At 65.9% G+C, this 18,481-nt stretch carries 16 protein-coding genes and 1 pseudogene; 10 read left to right on the forward strand and 7 right to left on the reverse strand.

Annotated features, from left to right (window positions below; genetic code table 11):
* Both GH737_RS15170 and GH737_RS05955 read left to right on the forward strand, forming a co-directional pair.
* Positions 1 to 279: pseudogene (locus GH737_RS15170) on the forward strand (hypothetical protein); the annotation flags it as partial.
* A 44-nt stretch (positions 280 to 323) separates the two neighbouring features.
* Positions 324 to 716: a hypothetical protein gene (locus tag GH737_RS05955; protein WP_155263935.1), complete on the forward strand. Its 393-nt coding sequence runs from the start codon at positions 324 to 326 to the stop codon at positions 714 to 716.
* Between the two features lie 40 nt (positions 717 to 756).
* On the opposite strand, the gene surE is transcribed toward GH737_RS05955, so the two are convergent.
* A complete protein-coding gene (surE, locus tag GH737_RS05960; protein WP_155263936.1) occupies positions 757 to 1,530 on the reverse strand; it encodes a 5'/3'-nucleotidase SurE in 774 nt (257 codons plus the stop codon).
* 289 nt (positions 1,531 to 1,819) lie between these two features.
* Here surE and dksA point away from each other — a divergent pair, with 289 nt between their 5' ends.
* Complete coding sequence (gene dksA / locus GH737_RS05965; protein ID WP_155263937.1) at positions 1,820 to 2,287, forward strand: RNA polymerase-binding protein DksA; 468 nt, start codon at positions 1,820 to 1,822, stop codon at positions 2,285 to 2,287.
* Positions 2,288 to 2,336: 49 nt separating this feature from the next.
* Here the strand turns inward: dksA and GH737_RS05970 are convergent, their stop codons facing one another.
* Positions 2,337 to 2,501 carry a YdcH family protein gene (locus GH737_RS05970; RefSeq protein WP_155263938.1) on the reverse strand — a complete coding sequence of 55 codons (165 nt, stop codon included), beginning with the start codon at positions 2,499 to 2,501 and terminating at the stop codon, positions 2,337 to 2,339.
* A gap of 146 nt (positions 2,502 to 2,647) precedes the next feature.
* Here GH737_RS05970 and GH737_RS05975 point away from each other — a divergent pair, with 146 nt between their 5' ends.
* Together GH737_RS05975 and GH737_RS05980 are read left to right on the forward strand one after the other, a co-directional pair.
* Positions 2,648 to 2,848, forward strand: a complete 201-nt coding sequence (locus GH737_RS05975; protein WP_155263939.1) for a YdcH family protein — start codon at positions 2,648 to 2,650, stop codon at positions 2,846 to 2,848.
* A 73-nt stretch (positions 2,849 to 2,921) separates the two neighbouring features.
* Positions 2,922 to 3,434: a DUF1465 family protein gene (locus GH737_RS05980; RefSeq protein ID WP_230558656.1), complete on the forward strand. Its 513-nt coding sequence runs from the start codon at positions 2,922 to 2,924 to the stop codon at positions 3,432 to 3,434.
* On the opposite strand, the gene GH737_RS05985 is transcribed toward GH737_RS05980, so the two are convergent.
* Together GH737_RS05985 and GH737_RS05990 are read right to left on the reverse strand one after the other, a co-directional pair.
* Positions 3,431 to 4,393, reverse strand: coding sequence for an NAD(P)H-dependent flavin oxidoreductase (locus tag GH737_RS05985; protein ID WP_420853422.1), 963 nt, complete (start codon positions 4,391 to 4,393; stop codon positions 3,431 to 3,433). The genes GH737_RS05980 and GH737_RS05985 overlap by 4 nt on opposite strands.
* Positions 4,390 to 5,388: an SDR family NAD(P)-dependent oxidoreductase gene (locus GH737_RS05990; protein WP_155263941.1), complete on the reverse strand. Its 999-nt coding sequence runs from the start codon at positions 5,386 to 5,388 to the stop codon at positions 4,390 to 4,392. Before GH737_RS05990 ends, GH737_RS05985 begins: the two co-directional genes overlap by 4 nt.
* Positions 5,389 to 5,442: 54 nt before the next feature.
* On the opposite strand from GH737_RS05990, the gene GH737_RS05995 reads away from it, so the two are divergent.
* The 5 genes from GH737_RS05995 to GH737_RS06015 are packed head-to-tail and all read left to right on the forward strand — an operon-like array spanning position 5,443 to position 12,684.
* On the forward strand, positions 5,443 to 9,003 hold the full coding sequence (locus GH737_RS05995) for a hydantoinase B/oxoprolinase family protein (protein WP_155263942.1): 3,561 nt from the start codon (positions 5,443 to 5,445) through the stop codon (positions 9,001 to 9,003).
* Positions 9,000 to 9,668, forward strand: coding sequence for a DUF969 domain-containing protein (locus GH737_RS06000; RefSeq protein WP_155263943.1), 669 nt, complete (start codon positions 9,000 to 9,002; stop codon positions 9,666 to 9,668). Before GH737_RS05995 ends, GH737_RS06000 begins: the two co-directional genes overlap by 4 nt.
* Complete coding sequence (locus GH737_RS06005; protein ID WP_155263944.1) at positions 9,665 to 10,627, forward strand: DUF979 domain-containing protein; 963 nt, start codon at positions 9,665 to 9,667, stop codon at positions 10,625 to 10,627. The genes GH737_RS06000 and GH737_RS06005 overlap by 4 nt, the downstream gene beginning before the upstream one ends.
* The gene (locus GH737_RS06010; RefSeq protein WP_155263945.1) at positions 10,615 to 11,607 is read left to right on the forward strand and encodes a DUF2891 domain-containing protein; all 993 of its coding nucleotides are present in this window, start codon (positions 10,615 to 10,617) and stop codon (positions 11,605 to 11,607) included. Before GH737_RS06005 ends, GH737_RS06010 begins: the two co-directional genes overlap by 13 nt.
* Positions 11,608 to 11,616: 9 nt before the next feature.
* Positions 11,617 to 12,684 (forward strand): 2OG-Fe(II) oxygenase family protein, encoded by a 1,068-nt coding sequence (locus GH737_RS06015; protein ID WP_155263946.1) that lies wholly within the window; start codon positions 11,617 to 11,619, stop codon positions 12,682 to 12,684.
* Here the strand turns inward: GH737_RS06015 and GH737_RS06020 are convergent, their stop codons facing one another.
* From GH737_RS06020 to GH737_RS06030, 3 genes are all read right to left on the reverse strand, one after another.
* On the reverse strand, positions 12,685 to 14,142 hold the full coding sequence (locus GH737_RS06020) for an efflux transporter outer membrane subunit (protein WP_155263947.1): 1,458 nt from the start codon (positions 14,140 to 14,142) through the stop codon (positions 12,685 to 12,687).
* Positions 14,139 to 17,327: a multidrug efflux RND transporter permease subunit gene (locus GH737_RS06025; protein ID WP_155263948.1), complete on the reverse strand. Its 3,189-nt coding sequence runs from the start codon at positions 17,325 to 17,327 to the stop codon at positions 14,139 to 14,141. Before GH737_RS06025 ends, GH737_RS06020 begins: the two co-directional genes overlap by 4 nt.
* A 3-nt stretch (positions 17,328 to 17,330) precedes the next feature.
* The coding region (locus GH737_RS06030) for an efflux RND transporter periplasmic adaptor subunit (RefSeq protein WP_155263949.1) at positions 17,331 to 18,481 on the reverse strand (1,151 nt) is incomplete at its 5' end.

An 18,481-nucleotide genomic window follows, 5' to 3' on the forward strand; every position in this document is an offset into this window, starting at 1 on the left:
AGCGGCGGAGCTTCCGCCGCTGCGGTCTGCGGCGCTGCCGCCGCTGCGGCCCTGGCGCAGGCGCCGGCCACCGGCTGCGTGCTTCCGCAGGTCGATGCTCCGCCGCCGCTTGCGCAAAGCCCGCCGCCGCAGCCGATCCCGGTGCCGCCGGTCGAGCCGATGGGTGCCGGCCTCGGCATCAGCCCGCTGCTACTCGCGCTCGCCGCGATCGCGGCCGGCGTCGGCCTCTACCTCCTCCTCCACAACAATGGTAACGGCAACGGCAACAGCCCGACTTGATGAACGGCTTCGGGTCTCGCTCTGATCGGAAGGGAACAGGGATCATGAAGAGCTTACTGGTACGCGTCGTAGTCGGAGTGGCGGTTGGAACGATGCTTCCCGCTGCCGCATTGGCTCAGATGGGCACCGAGGTGATCGGCCAGCCGATCCAGGTGACGACCAACGGCGTCACCAACACCGTATATCTCGATCCGGGCGGATCGCTCAGGATCCTTACGCCGGGCGGCAATACGACTCCGGGAACCTGGACCGCGGCGAACGGGCAGCTGTGCCTTGCGGTCGGCGGCGGACAGGAATGCGTGCCTTACGCCCAGCCGTTCCAGGCCGGGCAGCCGCTCACCCTGACGAGCTCGTGCGGCGCGACCGAGACCTGGCTCGCACAGTCGACAAACGGGCCGCCGCCTCCCCAGGGCGAACGGGGCGAGCGCGGGCGCTAGCCCACGCGTTTCCAAATTTCGGGACGAGTCGCGGTCGCTCCTATCGGACGGCCGCGAATCGTTTGTTGAGCGCGTCCAGCGAAGGATCGTGCGTCAGGTCGAGATGCAGCGGCGAGACGGCGACATAGCCGTCGGCGACCGCCTCGAGGTCAGTCTGGTGCCCCGGCGTCTCCACCATCGGGCCGAGCCCGAACCAATAATAATCATAGCCACGCGGGTCGGTGCGCTGGACGATGCGCAGACGGCCGTAATCGCGCAGCCCCTGCCGGCAGGTGCAGATGCCCTTGACCTCGTCGGGCGGGATCGCGGGGAAATTGACGTTGATCAGCGTTCGCGGCTCGGTCTCGAACTCGAGCAGTGGCCCGAGCACGCGCTCCGCCCAGACCTCCGCCGCGGCGAACGGGACGGTGTCGCCCATGCCTTCGCGCGAATAGGCTTGGCTGAGGGCGATCGAGCGGACGCCTGCGAGCGCCCCTTCCATCGCCGCCGATACCGTCCCCGAGTAAGTCACGTCCTCTGCCAGGTTCGCGCCGCGGTTGATCCCTGACAGGACCACGTCGGGCGGCGAGTCCTTCATGATGTGGGCGAGGGCGAGCATCACCGAATCGGTTGGCGTGCCAGTCACGGAGAATCGGCGCTCGTCATGGCGCCGCAGCCGCACCGGAGTCGTCAGCGTGAGCGAATGGCCCGCGCCCGATTGCTCCTCGGCCGGAGCGACGATCCAGATGTCGTCGCTGAACTTCCGCGCGACCGATTCGAGCAGCTTCAGGCCGCGCGCGTTCACGCCGTCGTCGTTGGTGATCAGGATGCGCACGCGCCCAATCTATGGGCGAGCCGCCGCGATGCTGCAACCGCGAAGGTTCGGCGTGAAAATGCGCCATAATAGCAACAGCTTGGCGATTTCTTCACTTGGACTGCGTCAATGCTTGTGAAGGCGCCGGGTGGAAAGTATAGGCGCGGTGGGGATCGTCGATTTGCCCGGATAAGTCTCGGGAAAGTCAGCGATAATTGCCTCCGGCTGCACCGGTGGCCCGGCCGCAGCCAGGCGGCGGCGTTTGGGAATTCCCGAGGGGGCTCGGGAACCCGGTGCGGGGGAGGGTATCATGGCTACCGCTCTAGTCGATCTTTACGGCGGCGACGATTTCGAACCATTCGATCGAATCATTCTGCCCGAGGGCTACCAGCCTTCGGAAGGCGAAGAGTTCATGTGCGGCAAGCACCGCGCTTACTTCCTTCGCAAGCTGAAGGGCTGGAAAGAGGCGATCATCGAGGAGTCGCGCGCGACAATGGCGCAACTCCAGGTCGATTCGCTTCGCGAGCCGGACCTTGCCGACCGTGCGTCGAGCGAGACCGATTGGGGCATTGAGCTTCGCACCCGCGACCGGCAGCGCAAGCTGATCGCCAAGATCGATTGCGCGATCCGCCGTCTCTACGAAGGCGAATACGGCTATTGCGAGGTCACCGGTGAGCCGATCCCGCTAGGCAGGCTCGAAGCGCGACCGACGGCGACCATGACGCTCGAGGCGCAGGAGCGGCACGAGCGGATCGAGCGCGTTTCGCGCGACGACTGATGAACTGTGGCGCGGCGATCGGTATCGCCGCGCACAAAAAAGGCCGCCTCTAGTGGGTGAGGTGGCCTGCCAATTCGTCCTTGATCCGGAGCTTTTCTTTTTTGAGGCGGTGGAGAAGGTCTTCGTCGGGGTGGGTCCGGTGCTCTTCCTCGTCGATCAGCGCGTGGAGCGCGGCGTGCTTCGACTCGAGAGCCTCGGCAATTCCCTTATCCATCGGTGCCTATCCTTTCTTGCAAGCCAGTGTCACCGGAACGCAATAAATCACGAATTGTGCAATTTGTCTTGAGCCTTCGTCTGCAACCGGTCCGCGCCAGCGCGCGTGTGGCCGCGAATGGCAGCATGCTTTAAGTTGCTGCCCGGATGACGACGAACGATAATCCCGCCTTCGATCTCGAGGCGCTCAGGACGGAACATCGCGAACTCGACGAGCGTATCCGCGTGCTGACGTCCGAGCCGACCGGCGACCAGCTCGAAATTGCGCGCCTCAAGCGCCGCAAGTTGATGCTCAAGGACGAGATCCAGCGGGCGCTCGACGCCAGCACGCCCGACATCATCGCCTGATCCTGCGTGTCCCGCGCGGGGACAATGGCCGCGAATGGCTATCGTCCGGCCCGCTCGGGCGTTTCCTCCCGGCATGAACAGTGGCATTCTTGGCGACATGGACGAATCGGACCTGCCCGAACGCCAGGCGCGGATTACCTCGCGCCTGATCGACTCGCTCTACACCGAGGCGATGCTGCTTGCCGACGAGGCGCGGTCCTATTTCGACGACGCCGGGCGCGGCGACCGCTCGACGCTCGAGCCGTTCGCGCGCGTCGGCTTCGCCTGCGAGTCGCTCAAGGTCACGACTCGGATCATGCACATCGTCGCCTGGCTGCTCACGCAGCGGGCGATCGAATCGGGCGAAATCCCGAACCGCAACGGGCGCCGGCCCGACCGGCGCCTCGGTCACGCGCAGGACAGCGACCAGGCCGTCGTCGTGCAGCTGCCCGAGGCCGCCCAGAAGCTGATCAACTCGAGCGCCGAGCTGTACGCGCGCGTCAAGCGGCTCGACGAAGGCGGGATTGAAACCGAAGTGCCGCAAAGCCCGGCGCGCGCCCTGATGGGCCGACTCGAGCGTGGCCTCAGCGGAGGCGGGTCACTCTAACTTCCGCAGAGCCGCGTCTTCGCCGCGGTATATTGGTCCGCGAGCAGGTCGACGAACTCCCCTGCGGGGCGTACGCGGTCGATCGCGCCGATGCCTTGGCCCGAGCCCCAGATGTCGCGCCACGCCTTGGCCCTGGTCGAACCTTCGGACCCGAATTTCATCGCGGTCGGATCGATGCCGGCGAGATTGTCCGGGTCAAGCCCCGCGTCGGCGATCGACGATCGCAAATAATTGCCGTGAACTCCGGTGAAGAGGTCGGTGTAGACAACGTCCGCAGCGCCGCTGTCGACGATCGCTTGCTTGTAGGCGTCGGGAGCGTTCGCTTCGTCGGTCGCGATGAAGGGAGATCCGACATAGGCGAGGTCGGCGCCCGCCGCCTGCGCCGCCAGCACCGAGCCGCCGTTGGCGATCGCGCCCGACAGGATCAGCGGCCCGCCGAACCAGGCTCGGATTTCCTGGAGTAGCGCGAATGGCGACCAGCGCCCGGCGTGGCCTCCGGCCCCAGCGGCCACGGCGATGACTCCGTCCGCACCTTTCTCGATCGCCTTGCGTGCGAAACGATCGTCGATCACGTCGTGAAGCGTGATCCCGCCCCAGCCGTGCACCGCCTCGTTGAGTTCCGCCCGCGCGCCGAGCGAGCTGATCACGATCGGCACCTTCCATTCGGCACAAACCGCCATGTCATGGTCGAGCCGGTCGTTCGACCGATGCACGATCTGGTTGACGGCGAACGGGGCAGCGGGCGTATCCGGATGATCGCGATCCCACGCGGCAAGCGCTTCGCTGATCTCGTGCAGCCATTCGTCGAGCAGCGATTCGGGACGCGCATTGAGCGCCGGGAAACTGCCGACGATGCCGGCCGTGCACTGCGCGATCACCAGCCTGGGGTTGGAGACGATGAACATCGGCGCGCCGATGACGGGCAGGCGCAGGTTCCGCAGGATGTCAGACAGGCTCAAAGGCCGTGATACTCCCGGTACCAGGCGACGAAACGCGGCACGCCCTCGTCGATGGTGGTGCTGGGCTTGAACCCGTGGTCGCGCTCGATCGCGCTGATGTCGGCGAACGTCTGCTTGACGTCGCCAATTTGCATCGGCTGCGGGTCGCACAGCGCCTTTCGCCCGGTCTCCTGCTCGAGCAGCTCGACCACCCGCATCAGATCCTCGCTGCGGCTGTTGCCGATGTTGTAAATCGCGTGTGGCCCGGTGCTTCCGCCTGCCTTCGCGTCGCCGTCGTCGGCGGGAGGGCCGTCGAGGCAGGCAATGACGCCGCGGACGATGTCATCGATGTAAGTAAAGTCGCGGCGCATCTCGCCGCGATTGAACAGCGGCAGCGGCTCGCCGGCATAAAGCGCCCGGGTGAAAATCCACATCGCCATGTCCGGCCGTCCCCAGGGACCGTAAACTGTGAAGAACCTCAAGCCCGTCAGCGGGATTCGGTAAAGATTGGCATAGCTTTCGCTCAGCAGCTCGTCGGCTTTCTTGGTCGCCGCGTACAGCGACAGTGGATGGTCGACCCTGTCCTCGACGCGGAACGGCAGGCTCTCGTTGCCGCCATAGACCGATGACGAGGAGGCATAGATCATGTGCCGCGGCTTCCTTGCCCTCGCCAGCTCCAGCATGTTGGCGTGGCCGACGAGGTTCGACTGGATGTAGGCTGCCGGGTTCTCCAGGCTGTAGCGGACGCCGGCCTGCGCTCCGAGATGGACGATGCGGTCGATGTCGATTTCGTCGGTCGCGCGCCGGAGCTGTTCGGCATCGGCGAAATCCACGCGGTCGAAGCGGAAGCGGTTGTCGAAGCGGCTCGCAAGGCTCGACAGGCGTGCCTGCTTGAGCGCGGGATCGTAATAATTGTTGAGATTGTCGATCCCGACGACCTCCTCGCCGCGCTCCAGAAGCGCGCGCGAGGTGGCAGCCCCAATGAATCCTGCAGCCCCTGTGACCAGAACAGCCATGGCCGTTCCTTAGGGGGTGCAGTGCAGGCGGCAAAGGCCCTACAGCGAGAGTATATGGAGCTGAGCTGGACCTTCGCCATCGACCGCGGCGGGACCTTCACCGACGTCGTCGCAGGTTCGTCGGACGGTCGGCTCAGGGTAGAGAAGCTGCTGTCGGAAAACCCGCGCCACTATGAGGACGCTGCCGTGGAGGCGATCCGGCGAGTGCTCGCGGAGGAGGGCGGCACGGTCGAGGAGGTGCGGATGGGCACCACCGTCGCGACCAATGCCCTGCTCGAGCGAAAGGGCGAGCGGGTGGCGCTGGCGATCACCCGCGGGTTCGGCGACGCGCTCAGGATCGGCTACCAGGCGCGGCCGGAGATTTTCGCGCGGCACATCGTGCTTCCCTCGATGCTCTACGAGCGGGCCGTCGAGATCGACGAGCGGGTGAGCGTCGACGGCGCGGTGCTGGTGCCGCTGGACGACGCTCAGGCGCGCGAGGCGCTCGGCGGGATTCGCGCGGCGGGGATTGGTGCGATCGCCATCGTGCTGATGCACGGCTGGCGGCACTCGCGGCATGAGGCGCGTCTGGCGGAAATTGCACGCGAGCTAGGCTTCACCCAGGTTTCAGTCAGCCACGAAGTCGCGCCGCTGATCAAGCTGATCGGGCGCGGCGACACGACGGTCGTCGACGCTTATCTATCGCCGGTGCTGCGCCGCTATGTCGACCGCGTCGCGGCCGGGCTGCCTGAGGGCACCGACCTCCATTTCATGCAGTCGAACGGTGGGCTCGCCGAAGCCCGAGCGTTCCGCGGCAAGGACGCGATCCTGTCCGGTCCAGCCGGGGGAGTCGTCGGCATGGTCGCCGCCAGCGTGGCTCATGGCGCGGAGAAGCTGATCGGGTTCGACATGGGCGGCACATCCACCGACGTTTCGCATTATGCCGGCACTTTCGAGCTCGCCGACGAGAGCGTCGTCGCCGGCGTGCGAATCCGCGCGCCGATGATGCGGATCAACACCGTCGCGGCGGGCGGAGGGTCGATCTGCCGGTTCGATGGCATGCGCTTCCGCGTCGGGCCGGAAAGCGCCGGCGCCGACCCGGGTCCCGCTTGCTACCGCAACGGCGGACCGCTGACCGTCACTGACTGCAACCTGTTCCTCGGGAGAATAGACCCGGCGCAATTTCCGGCGGTGTTCGGGCCCCGCGGCGACCAGCCGCTGGACCGGGTCGCATCGCGGGCACGCCTGCAGGAGATCGCGGACCAACTCAGCGGCGCCAAGAGCCTCGAGGACATTGCCGAGGGCTTTCTCGACATCGCTGTCGACAACATGGCCGCGGCCATCCGCAAGATTTCGATCGCGAAGGGCCATGACGTCACCCGCTACACGCTCGCCTGCTTCGGCGGCGCCGGCGGGCAGCATGCGTGCAAGGTGGCCGACGCGCTCGGCATGGAGCGCATCCTGATCCATCCGCTCGCCGGCGTGCTGTCGGCCTACGGAATCGGCATCGCCGAGGTGAAGGTGATCCGCGATGCAAGCGTGCTGAAGGCGCTGAACGAGGATTTCTCCGTTGAGCTCGCAGAGCTGGGGCAGCGCGCATGTGATGCGCTGCTGGATCAAGGCGTGCACCATGCGCGGATCGAGCTGGATTGTCGGGCGCGGCTGCGGACGGCGGGGAGCGATACGACGCTCGAGATCAATGTGGCTCCCGTCGAGCAGATGCGGGCAGAGTTCGCGGCGCTCCACCGCAAGCGCTTCGGCTATGTCGATCATAGCGACGACGTGATCGTCGATGCGATTGTGGTGGAGGCGGTCGGCAAATCCTCCCCGAGCTTGCCTTGGGAGGCGGATCGTGCGCAGCATGGGGGAGGGATGACGGCGCTTGACCCCTCCCCCATGAACTCTTCGGTGAATGGTTCCCCTCCCCAGCCTTCGGCCAGGGAGGAATTCGTAGGTCCCGCACTCATCTTCGACCCGACCTCGACGATCGTCGTCGAACCCGGCTGGCGTGCCGAGCGCGCCGGTGACGGAACGCTCGTGCTCACGCGCACAATGCCGCTCGCACGCGCCAAGGCGATCGGCACCGACGTCGACCCGGTCCAGCTCGAGATTTTCAACAACCTGTTCATGGCGATCGCCGAGGAGATGGGGGTCGCTCTTCAAGCCACCGCGTCGAGCGTCAACATCAAGGAGAGGCTGGATTTTTCTTGCGCGATCTTCGACGCTGAAGGCGCGCTGATCGCGAACGCACCACACATTCCGGTGCACTTGGGCTCGATGGGCGAGAGCATCCGCCGCATCATCGACACGCGCGGGCAGGGGAGGGACGCTCGCGGGATCCGCCGCGGCGACGCTTATGTGCTCAACGACCCCTATCGCGGCGGCACGCATTTGCCCGACATCACGGTGATCGTGCCGGTGTTCTACGGCGATGAGCCGGAGCCTTCCGCTTTCGTTGCCGCTCGCGGGCACCACGCAGACGTCGGTGGGATCGCGCCGGGATCGATGCCGCCCGACAGCCGAAGCATCGACGAGGAAGGCGTGCTCATCGACAACGGGCTGCTCGTCGACGAAAGGCGTTTCCGTGAAGCCGAGGTGCGAGCGCTGCTTGCCGCGGGCGAATGGCCGGCGCGTAACCCCGACCGCAACATTTCCGATTTGAAAGCTCAGCTGGCTGCGTGCACGCGGGGTGCCGAGGTGCTCGCGCAAACCGCCCGGGACTACGGCGCAGAGGTCGTTGCGGCCTACATGCGTCACATTCTGGCAAACGCGGAAGAGTCTGTCCGCCGGCTCCTCGGGTGCCTCGAAGACGGAGCCTTCGATTATGAAATGGACAATGGCGCGCACGTCCGGGTGAAGATCACGATCGATAAGGCGGCGCGTTCCGCCACCTTCGACTTCACCGGCACGAGCAACCAGCTGCCCGACAATTTCAACGCGCCGTTTTCGATCGTCCGCGCGGCGTCGCTCTATGTCGTGCGGACGTTGATCGACGATGCGATCCCGATGAATGACGGCTGCCTCCGGCCGATCTCGCTGGTGGTGCCGGACGGGTCGATGCTCAATCCCAAATATCCGGCGGCGGTGGTCGCCGGCAACGTCGAGACGAGCCAGGTCGTTACCGATGCGCTGTTTGCGGCGACGGGGCGACTCGCGCCGAGCCAGGGCACGATGAACAACTTCACCTTCGGCAACGCGCGGCACCAATATTATGAGACGATCGCGGGCGGTTCCGGGGCGGGGCCGGACCATCACGGGACGAGCGCGGTGCAGACTCACATGACCAACAGCCGCCTGACGGACCCGGAGATCCTCGAGACGCGGCTTCCGGTGCGGCTCGATGGGTTCGCGATCCGCCGCGGATCGGGCGCGGACGGCGCGCACAGGGGCGGCGACGGCTTGGTCCGAGCGCTTACCTTCCTCGAACCCATGCGCGCCAACATCCTCGCCAACCGGCGGCGGGTGCCGCCGCGTGGGATCCGAGGCGGCGGCGACGCCGAGCCGGGACGCAACTGGGTCGAGCGCATCGACGGCAGCATCGAGATGCTGAGCGCCACTGCGTCCGCCGATATGCACTCAGGCGACCGCTTCGTGATCGAGACTCCCGGCGGCGGCGGTTATGGAGCCGCCCGGTGACCTACCTCCCGCTCCTCGGAATCGCGCTCGTCGTCCTCGGGTTCGCCTTGCGCTTCAACCCGCTGCTGGTCGTTGCGGTCGCCGCCGTGGTGACCGGCCTGCTTGCCGGTGTCCCCTTTGTCAAAGTGCTCGCCACGCTCGGCAAGGCGTTCAACGACAACCGCTATGTCTCAGTCATCTGGATCGTCCTCCCCGTGATCGGGGTGCTCGAGCGCTATGGCCTCCAGCAGCAGGCGCGGACCTTGATCGGGCGGATGCGCGGGGCGACGACTGGCCGGATCCTCTTCGCTTATCTCGGCTTCCGCCAAATTTTCGCTGCGCTTGGACTGACCTCCGTGGCCGGCCACCCGCAGACCGTCCGGCCGCTGGTTGCGCCGATGGCCGAAGCGGCGGCGGAAAAGGAGCATGGCGATCTTGACGAGGACACGCGCGAGAAGGTGAAGGCGCTGTCCGCGGCCACCGATAATGTCGGCCTGTTCTTCGGCGAAGACATCTTCATTGCGATCGGATCGATCCTGCTGATCCAGGGCGCAATGGGCGGCTTCGGGATCGAGCTCACGCCGCTGCATCTGTCGCTATGGGCGATCCCGACGGCGATCTGTGCCTTCGTCATCCACGGCACGCGGCTTCTGCTGTTCGATCGGAAGTTGGGACGCGGCCGATGATCACGCTGCAGTGGCTCTATGTGCTGACGGGAGCGATGTTCGCCGCCTTCGCGGTGCTGAGTGCGCGCGACCGCAGCAATCGCAAGCGGTTCGGCAATGCAATCTTCTGGGCCCTGGTCGCGGCCAGCTTCTGGTTCGGCGACATGATCGGCGACCTCGGCAACGGGATCCTGGTGCTGGCCATCGTGGCCGTCGCGGGCGCCCATTTGCTCGGCCGCGGCGAGACTCTTTCGACGACCACCGAGCAGCGGGTCGAACTCGCCATGCGCTACGGAAGCAAGCTGTTCCTGCCTGCGCTCATCATCCCGGTCACGGCCTTCTTCGGGACGTTGCTGTTCAACTACACGCCGCTGAAGGCCACCGGCCTCATCGACCCAAAGGCGACGACCCTGGTGCTGCTCGGCGCAGGCGTGCTGGTCGCGCTCGCAGTCTGCTACGCCTGGTTTCGGCCGCCGGTGCTCGCGCCAATCGACGAGGGCAGGCGGCTGATGGACTCGATCGGGTGGGCCGGAATCCTCCCGCAGATGCTCGCTGCGCTCGGAGCGGTATTCGCTGCCGCCGGAGTCGGCGACATAATCGGCGGCGTCGCCGGCGAGGTCATCCCGAGCGGCAGCGTGTTTCTGGCGGTGGTCGTCTATGCCGTGGGCATGGCCTTGTTCACGATAATCATGGGCAATGCATTCGCGGCCTTCCCGGTGATGGCGGCGGCGATCGGCGTGCCGATCCTGGTCCGGGGGGCCGGAGCCGACCCCGCGGTGATCGGTGCGGTGGGGATGCTGAGCGGCTTTTGCGGGACCCTGCTCACGCCGATGGCTGCCAACTTCAACATAGTGCCTGCTGCCCTGCTCGAATTGAAGGATCAATATGGCGTGATCCGGATGCAGGTCGCGACGGCGATTCCGCTGTTCATCTGCAACGTCCTGATTCTCTATTTCGCGGGCTACGCATGGGCGCTCTGAACGTGGACACCGCCTCGAAGATGGCGCGAATCGCGCTCGGCCATGTGCGGCAGGAATATCCGCACAAGCTCGACCATGTGCTGCTCGGCGACGACGATGCGCTTCCGCCGCGTGTGCTTCACCCGCTATTCTACGGAAGCTTCGACTGGCATAGCTGCGTCCACGGCTGGTGGACGCTGCTGACGCTTAGGCGGTTGTTTCCCGACATGCCGGAAGCGCCGGCGATTGCGGCGCTCGCCTGTGAAAGTTTCACAGCGGACAAGGTCGGTGCGGAGTTGGCCTATCTGTCCCGGTCGCACAGCCGTGGCTTCGAACGGCCCTATGGTTGGGGCTGGCTGCTCTATCTCCACCTTGAGGCAACCCGCCACGACCAGATGTGTGGGGACGCGCTCGAACCGCTTGCGAGGGCGTTCGCGCAGCGGCTTCGCGACTATCTCCAGGTCCTGACTTATCCCATTCGCGTCGGCACCCATTTCAACACGGCGTTCGCGCTGGTGCTTTCGCTCGAATGGGCCGAGCGGTTCGATGCGGAGCTCGCCGACCTGATCTGCAATCGCGCGCTGCACTGGTTCGGCGCCGATCGCGACTGCCAGGCGTGGGAGCCAGGCGGCGACGAATTCCTGTCTCCCGCGCTGATCGAGGCACTGTGCATGGCGCGCACCCGCCCGGCCGAGTTTGCGGCCTGGTTCGGGCATTTCTTGCCCGGTGTCGGCCAGCGCCAACCGGCGACTCTGTTCGAACCGGCAATCGTAAGCGACCGCAGCGACGGGAAGATCGCGCATCTCGACGGCCTCAACCTTAGCCGCGCCTGGTGCTGGCGGAGCCTCGCGCCCCTGCTACCGGAGGAGGAACGCACGATTGGCGAGAGCACGGCCGACGCGCATCTCGGCGCCGCTTTGCCGCACATCGCCGGCGACTATATGGGCGAGCACTGGCTCGCGAGCTTCGCGCTTCTGGCCATGCTGTCTGCGCGGGACTAATCCGGCCGCATGGCCGACGTCGATTCCGTCAACCGCGACTTTATCAAGTACGATCAAGTGACGAAGGCGCACACCTATCGGCTCGCCGAAAGCGAGGCGGACGAGTTCGACGACGAATATGACATCGCCACGCTCGATTTCGGTCCATTCCTGAGAGGCGACGCGAATGACCGGTCGCGCTTTGCCGAGGCGTTCGCGGGAGCGCTCGAGGAAATCGGGTTCGCGGTCCTCGTCGGCCATGGCGTCGATTCGGCGCTCTATGACGATATGGAAGAGCTGACGCGGGAGCTGTTCACGTCGCTTTCGATACAGGACAAGATGTGCTTCCGCGCCGCCCGGCACGGGTCGGTGAACCAGGGCTATTTCCCGATCGAGGAGACTAGCGATATTCACCCCGACCTCGTCGAGGGCTGGGTCTGGTGCCGCCGTGCCTTCGGCATACCGCAGCGCCGCGATGGGCCGTTCCGCTGGGGGGATTTCTGGCCGAATCCTGGGTTTGAACATCGTGCTCGCCGGCTTGTCCTTGCGCACGAGCAGCTGTTCAAGCCGATCGCCCAGGCCATGCTCCACGGCCTCGGCCGCGACCCGCATGCGCTCGATCGCCAGCTGACGGAAACGAACTTCGGCCTTCGGCTCAATTACTATCCATCCATGAGCGCCGAACAGGACGCGTCGGGCGCCGCGCGGCTGCTTGGCCATGAGGACGTGGACCTGTTCACGATCCTGCCAGCCTCGCGAATGGAGGGGCTGCAAGTGTGGAATCATCGCACCGGCAAGTGGGTGCGGATGAAGGCGCCGCGCGGCTCGATCATCATCAACACCGGCGATTACATGCAGCGGATCACGAATGACCGATTGCCGTCCACCACGCACCGCGTCGGCAAGCCGAGCGATCGTTCGCACACCAGCCTGGCGAGGGTGTCGTTCCCGGTGGCGGTCTACGTTTGGGAGGACGAAATGCTCGAGGTGCTGCCCGGCCTCGGTGCGCCCAAATACGAGCCGATCAAGGCCATCACCTTCCACACACGCAGCACGAGCAAATTCTACGGCGACGATTACGCCGTCGAGACCGCCTGATCAGGCGGGCAGGCACTCCGCCGCGAGCACCGCATTCGGCTGCGCCGTGTCGCCCGGCAGCTTCTGGCAGATCGGCGTTCCCTGGAGCAAAGCATCGCCGCCGATCGCCTGGTATGTCGCGACGATGTTCTGCGCGGCTGTGAGCTTCACATTCACGAGAATCTGCTGCGCGGCATAATAGGATCGCTGCGAGTCCAGCACCGTCAGGAAGGGATCGACTCCGGCGCGGTAGCGCGCTTCGGTGAGCAGGTAGGCATCCGCAGTGGCCGCGCGCTGGCGTTCGCGGGCGGCAATCTCGTCGTTGATCGTGACACGGCGGGCCAGTGCGTCCGCGACTTCGCGGAACGCCGTCTGGATTGAGCCCTGGTACGAAGCGACGGCGGCGCGCTGCTGCGCTTGGGTGAGGCGGACATTGGCGTGGCCGGCACCGGCCTGGAAGATGGTGTAGGTCGCGTCAGCGCCGGCGCTCCATCCGAGTGCTCCGCCGGTGAACAGCTTGAGAAGCGCCGAGCTCGCGAAGCCAAGCAGTCCCGTCAAGGTGATGCGCGGGAACAGCGCTGCGCGCGCGGCGCCGATGTTCGCGTTGGCTGAGCGCAATTGGTACTCGGCCTGCATCACGTCGGGACGGCGCAGCAGCACATTGGAATCGAGCCCTGGTGCGACGGGGGCAATCGTCCCGAAGGCATCGTCAATCGACCCCGATAGCAGGTTCGGATCGATGGGCGCCCCGACGAGCAGCTGGAGCGCGTTCAGATCTTGCGCGACCGCGGTCCGCTCGCGCGCGAGATCCGCCTGCGCGGTCGAAAGGATCTGCTGGGCCTGGTCGAGGTCGGTGCGCGGAGCAACCCCGCCTTCGAGGCGGATGCGCGTCAGGCGGACGCTCTTCTCAGCGCTGGCGGCGGTCTCGCTCGCAATCCGGAGCAGGCTCGAGTCAGCTGCATAGTCGAGCCATGTGTCCGCGACATTCGCGACTAGCGCCAGGCGAGTAGCGCGCGCTCCGGCCTCGGTCGCGAAAAAGCGGTTGAGTTGAACGTCAGTGAGCGAGCGAAGGCGGCCGAACAGGTCGATCTCGTAGTTCGGGGCTCCGATGCCGGCCTGAAATTGGGCGCTGACATTCTTGTCCCGGTCGCCAGACACGGTCGCGCCAGCGTTCGCGTCCACGGCCGGGAGCTGGTTGGCGCGCTGGATCCGATATTGCTCGCGCGCTGCTGCGATGTTCGCCGCAGCAACCCGGAGGTCGCGGTTGTTCGCGAGCGCCTGGGCGATCAGCGTCTGGAGCCGGGGGTCGGTGAACACTTGCTTGTAGGTGAGCGCGGGCAAGCCCACCTCCGCCTGGAGGAGATAGGGATCGCCGGCGGGCCAGGTGGCGGGGATTGCCGTGTCGGGCCGCACATAGTTCGGCTGCATCGACGTGCAGCCCACGGCGAGCAGCGCGAGAAGCGCGGCGGAGCTCCTCATGCCCGAGCCTCGCCGCGCCGCCGGATCCGGTCGCGGATAATGACGAGTCCGTCGCGGACTCCGCGGCGCACCAGGACATAGAAGAAGGGGATGTAGAAGATCGCGAGGATGGTGGCGGTCAGCATGCCGCCGATCACCGCGGTGCCGATCGCAATCCTGCCATTCGCGCCCGGGCCGGTGGCGACCGCCAGCGGGAAGACGCCGAAGATGAACGCGAAGCTCGTCATCAGGATCGGCCGGAGCCGAATCCGGGCCGCCTCGATTGCCGCATCGAGGACTCGTTTCCCTTCCTTTTCGGCGCGTTCGGCGAACTCGTTCATCAGGATCGCGTTCTTCGACGTCAGGCCCATCGTCGTCAGGAGGCCGATCTGGAGGAACACGTCGTTCTCGAGACCGCGCAGCGTGACGAACAGGATGGCGCCGACGAGGCCGAGCGGGACGACGAGGAGCACCGCGAGCGGGATCGACCAGCTTTCGTACAAAGCGGCGAGGCAGAGGAAGATGACGATCAGCGAGATCGCATAGAGCAAAGGCGCCTGTCCCGATGCGATCCGCTCCTGGTAGGAAGCGCCGGACCAGGCGACGCTGACTCCCGGCACCCGCGAGGCCAGCTTCTCGATTTCCGCCATGGCCTCGCCCGAGCTTCTACCGTCGGCGGCCTGGCCCTGGATTTCGTAGGCGGGAAAGCCCTCGAACCGCGAGAGGGTCACGGGCGCGGTTCTCCACGACGTGCTCGCAAAGGATGAGAAGGGCACCATCTGCCCCTGGTTGTTGCGCACGAACCAGTCGCCGATGTCGGCCGGCGTCGCGCGATAGGGAGCGTCCCCCTGAACATAGACGCGCTTCACCCGACCTCGGTCGATGAAATCGTTGACGTACCGGCCGCCCCAGGCGGTCGACAGCGTCGAGTTCACGTCGCCCGTGGTCAGGCCGAGGGCGGTCAGCCGCGGCACGTCGATATTGACCTTCAGGCTCGCGACGTCGGGCAGCTCGCTGAGGCGGACCTGCTCGAGAAGCGAGTCCGACGATGCGGCGGAGAGCAACCGGTCGCGCGCGGCGGCGAATTGCTCCCGGCTCATCCCGCTCGTGTTCTGGAGCTGCATGGTGAAGCCGGTCGACTGGCCGAGACCGCGGATGGCGCCGGGGACGAGAGCGAAGACCTGTGCGTCGCGAAGGCCGCGGAAGGCTCCCGACGCGCGCTGGACAATGGCCTGCGCGCTATTCTCTTTCCCCTCGCGTTTATCGAAGGGAGCGAGATTGATGTAGGCCTGCCCGGTATTCTGGCCCGACAGCCCGCCGCCGCCGCCCGTGACCGCGAACAAGGTATGGACGTTCTTCTTGTCGGGGCCTTCGAGGAAGTATTTTTCGACGGCCTGCTCGACCTCGTAGGTGCGGCCGAACGTCGCGCCCGCCGGAAGGCGGAACTGGGCCGAGGCGTTGCCCTGGTCCTCGCTCGGGATGAAGCCCGTCGGAAGTCTCCAAAGGAGCACGACCAGTAGGACGCAGGTCCCCGCGTAAATGGCGAGGAACAGCCACTTTCGCTCGACAACCCGGCCGACGTTGCTGACGTACCAGTCGATCACGCGCTGGAAGCCGCTATTGAATTTCTGCCGCGCGGTTTCGATTCCATGCGCGACGCGCGGCGTGCGCTTGCCGAACCATGTCGCCTCGATGCTTGCGTGCTGGCGCCTCAGTACATTGGCTGCGAGCGATGGGCTGAACGTGAGCGCGAGGACGACGGAGAGTGCCATCGCCGATACGATGGTCGCCGAGAACTGGCGGTAGATCACGCCCGTCGAGCCGCCAAAGAAGACCATCGGAAGGAACACCGCCGACAGCACCAGAGCGATGGCGATTAGCGCCATCTGGATCTGGTTCATGGAGATGATCGTTGCTTCCTTGGTCGTCAGCTCCGGCTGCTCGTGAAGGATTCGTTCGACATTCTCGACGACCACGATCGCATCGTCGACCAGCAGCCCGACCGCGAGCACCAGCCCGAACAAGGTCAATGTGTTGATGGAGAATCCGAGGATGTAGAGCATCCCGAACGTGCCGAGCAGGACGACGGGAATCGCGATTCCGGGGATCAAGGTCGCCCGCCAGCTCTGCAGGAACACGAACATGACGAGGATCACCAGCGCCATCGCCTCGGCGAGCGTCTTCACCACCTCGATAACAGAGAGGCGGATAAAGTCGGAGCTGTCGTTCGCGTAGGCGATCTTGTAGCCGGCCGGCAGCCGCGGCTCGACGCTTGCCATCTTGGCCTTGACCAGCTTCGACGTGTTGAGCGCATTCGCGCCAGGCTCGAGGTAGATGCCGATGCCGGCGCCGGGATGGCCGTTGATTCGGATCGTCGCCGAATAGCTCTCCGCGCCGAGCTCGACCCGCGCGACGTCGGACAGGAGCACCCGGGCGCCGGACGGATCGGATTTGACGATGATGTTTCGGAACTGCTCCGGCGTCTGCAGCCGCGACTGGGCGGTAACGGTCGCGTTGAGCATCTGGCCTTCGGGTTGCGGCATTCCGCCGATTTCGCCCGCGGCGACCTCGACATTCTGGTTCTGGATCGCGCTTACGACGTCGGCCGGCATCAGCTGGAAGCTCTGCAGCTTGTTCGGGTCGAGCCACACGCGCATCGCATATTCGGAGCCGAACACGTTGACGTCGCCGACGCCGTGCACGCGCGACAGCTCGTCCTGAACGTTGGTTCCGAGCCAATCGGACACGTCTACGTTCGTGCTCTTGTCGGTCTCGTCGTAGACGCCGACGATCATCAGGAAGTCGGGCGAACCCTTGGTGACCCGCACGCCCTGCTGCTGCACCTGCTGCGGCAATCGCGGGACCGCCGACTGGACCTTGTTCTGGACCTGGACCTGGGCAATGTCCGCATCGACGCTCTTGTCGAAGATCGCGTTGATCGTGACCTGCCCGCGCGAGCTCGAGGACGAGCTGAAGTAGAGAAGCCCGTCGAGTCCCGTCAGCGTCTGCTCGATGACCTGGGTGACGCTGCTTTCGAGCGTTTCGGCCGAGGCGCCGGGGTAGGTCGCGCGGATGTTGATCTGGGTCGGCGCGACATCGGGATATTGCGCCACCGGAAGAGCGAAGATTGCACCGATCCCACCCAGCGAAATGATGATCGCGAGGACCCAGGCGAAGATCGGCCGCTCGATGAAGATCCGGGACATGCGTTAGCGGCCGCGGCCCTGCGTCTGTGCCGTCCCCGGGGGTGGCGCCTTCACCTTCTGCGGTGTGCTCGCCGGGACGGGCTTGATCTGCGCTCCGTCGCGCAGGTTCGCGGTACCCTGCGTGATCACTTTCTCGCCGCCGGCGAGGCCCTGGGTGACGACCCAATACGGTCCCTGCGTCCGTTCCGCGACGACGGTACGCTGCATCGCTCGATTGCCGGGGCCAACGACGAACAAGGTGGCGTTGCCCTGCGGATCGCGGGTGACCGCCTGCTGCGGGACGAGGAACGCGGACGTATCGATGGCCTGCGCGAACTGCGCGGTCACGTACATGCCCGGCAGAAGGATCGACTGCGGGTTGGGGAATCGCGCGCGCAGCGTGACGGTCCCGGTCGTCTGGTCGACCAGCACCTGGCTGAACTCGACGGTGCCGGTCATGCCGTAATCGCTTCCGTCGGGAAGCTTCAGCCGAACCTGCGCAGTGCTCGAAACGACGCCGCCTTGCGACAGTGCACGCCGCAGCGCCAGAAGGTCGGCGGCGGATTGCTGGATGTCCACGTAGACCGGGTCGAGCCGCGTGATCGTGGTCATCGGCTCGGTTTGATTGGCGGTGACGAGCGCGCCCTCCGTGATATTCGACAGGCCGATGCGGCCGCTGATCGGAGCGGGCACGCGGGTGAATCGCTGGCTGATCTGCGCGCTGCGCAGAGCTGCCGCATTCTGTGCGACTGCGGCATCCGCCTGGCGCGCCTGCGCGACGGCGTTGGTATATTCCTGCTTGGAGATCGCCTCCTGCTCGACGAGGGGGCGATAGCGGCTGACCAAAGTGCGCGCGGCCTCGGCTTGCGCGCGGGCGCTCTGGAGGTTCGCCTGCGCTTGCGCTGCCTGGGCGTTATAGATGCTCGGATCGATCTGATAGAGCGTCTGGCCCTGGCGAACGACGGAGCCTTCGCGGAACAGCCGCCGCTGGATGACGCCCGAGACCTGCGGCCGCACCTGCGAGACCTGGTAGGCGGCCACGCGACCTGGAAGCTCCTGCTCGATCGGCGCGCTGCCTTGCTGGATCACGACATAGCCGACCGTAGTCGGTCCCTGCGGACCGCCGCGGCCGCCGCGCCCGCCAGCACCCTCGTCGGCGCTGCCGCCGCAGGCCG

This window comes from Sphingomonas segetis (assembly GCF_009720245.1).
Taxonomy (GTDB): domain Bacteria; phylum Pseudomonadota; class Alphaproteobacteria; order Sphingomonadales; family Sphingomonadaceae; genus Sphingomicrobium; species Sphingomicrobium segetis.

What these genes read in the sequence shown, in the direction of transcription:
- GH737_RS06005 (WP_155263944.1), top strand. Translation starts at nt 9,665, where the DNA reads ATGATCACGCTGCAGTGGCTCTATGTGCTGACGGGAGCGATGTTCGCC.
- GH737_RS05970 (WP_155263938.1), bottom strand. Translation starts at nt 2,501, where the DNA reads ATGGATAAGGGAATTGCCGAGGCTCTCGAGTCGAAGCACGCCGCGCTC.
- GH737_RS06010 (WP_155263945.1), top strand. Translation starts at nt 10,615, where the DNA reads ATGGGCGCTCTGAACGTGGACACCGCCTCGAAGATGGCGCGAATCGCG.
- dksA (WP_155263937.1), top strand. Translation starts at nt 1,820, where the DNA reads ATGGCTACCGCTCTAGTCGATCTTTACGGCGGCGACGATTTCGAACCA.
- GH737_RS06025 (WP_155263948.1), bottom strand. Translation starts at nt 17,327, where the DNA reads ATGTCCCGGATCTTCATCGAGCGGCCGATCTTCGCCTGGGTCCTCGCG.
- GH737_RS05955 (WP_155263935.1), top strand. Translation starts at nt 324, where the DNA reads ATGAAGAGCTTACTGGTACGCGTCGTAGTCGGAGTGGCGGTTGGAACG.
- GH737_RS06015 (WP_155263946.1), top strand. Translation starts at nt 11,617, where the DNA reads ATGGCCGACGTCGATTCCGTCAACCGCGACTTTATCAAGTACGATCAA.
- GH737_RS05975 (WP_155263939.1), top strand. Translation starts at nt 2,648, where the DNA reads ATGACGACGAACGATAATCCCGCCTTCGATCTCGAGGCGCTCAGGACG.
- GH737_RS05995 (WP_155263942.1), top strand. Translation starts at nt 5,443, where the DNA reads ATGGAGCTGAGCTGGACCTTCGCCATCGACCGCGGCGGGACCTTCACC.
- GH737_RS05990 (WP_155263941.1), bottom strand. Translation starts at nt 5,388, where the DNA reads ATGGCTGTTCTGGTCACAGGGGCTGCAGGATTCATTGGGGCTGCCACC.
- GH737_RS06020 (WP_155263947.1), bottom strand. Translation starts at nt 14,142, where the DNA reads ATGAGGAGCTCCGCCGCGCTTCTCGCGCTGCTCGCCGTGGGCTGCACG.
- GH737_RS05980 (WP_230558656.1), top strand. Translation starts at nt 2,922, where the DNA reads ATGAACAGTGGCATTCTTGGCGACATGGACGAATCGGACCTGCCCGAA.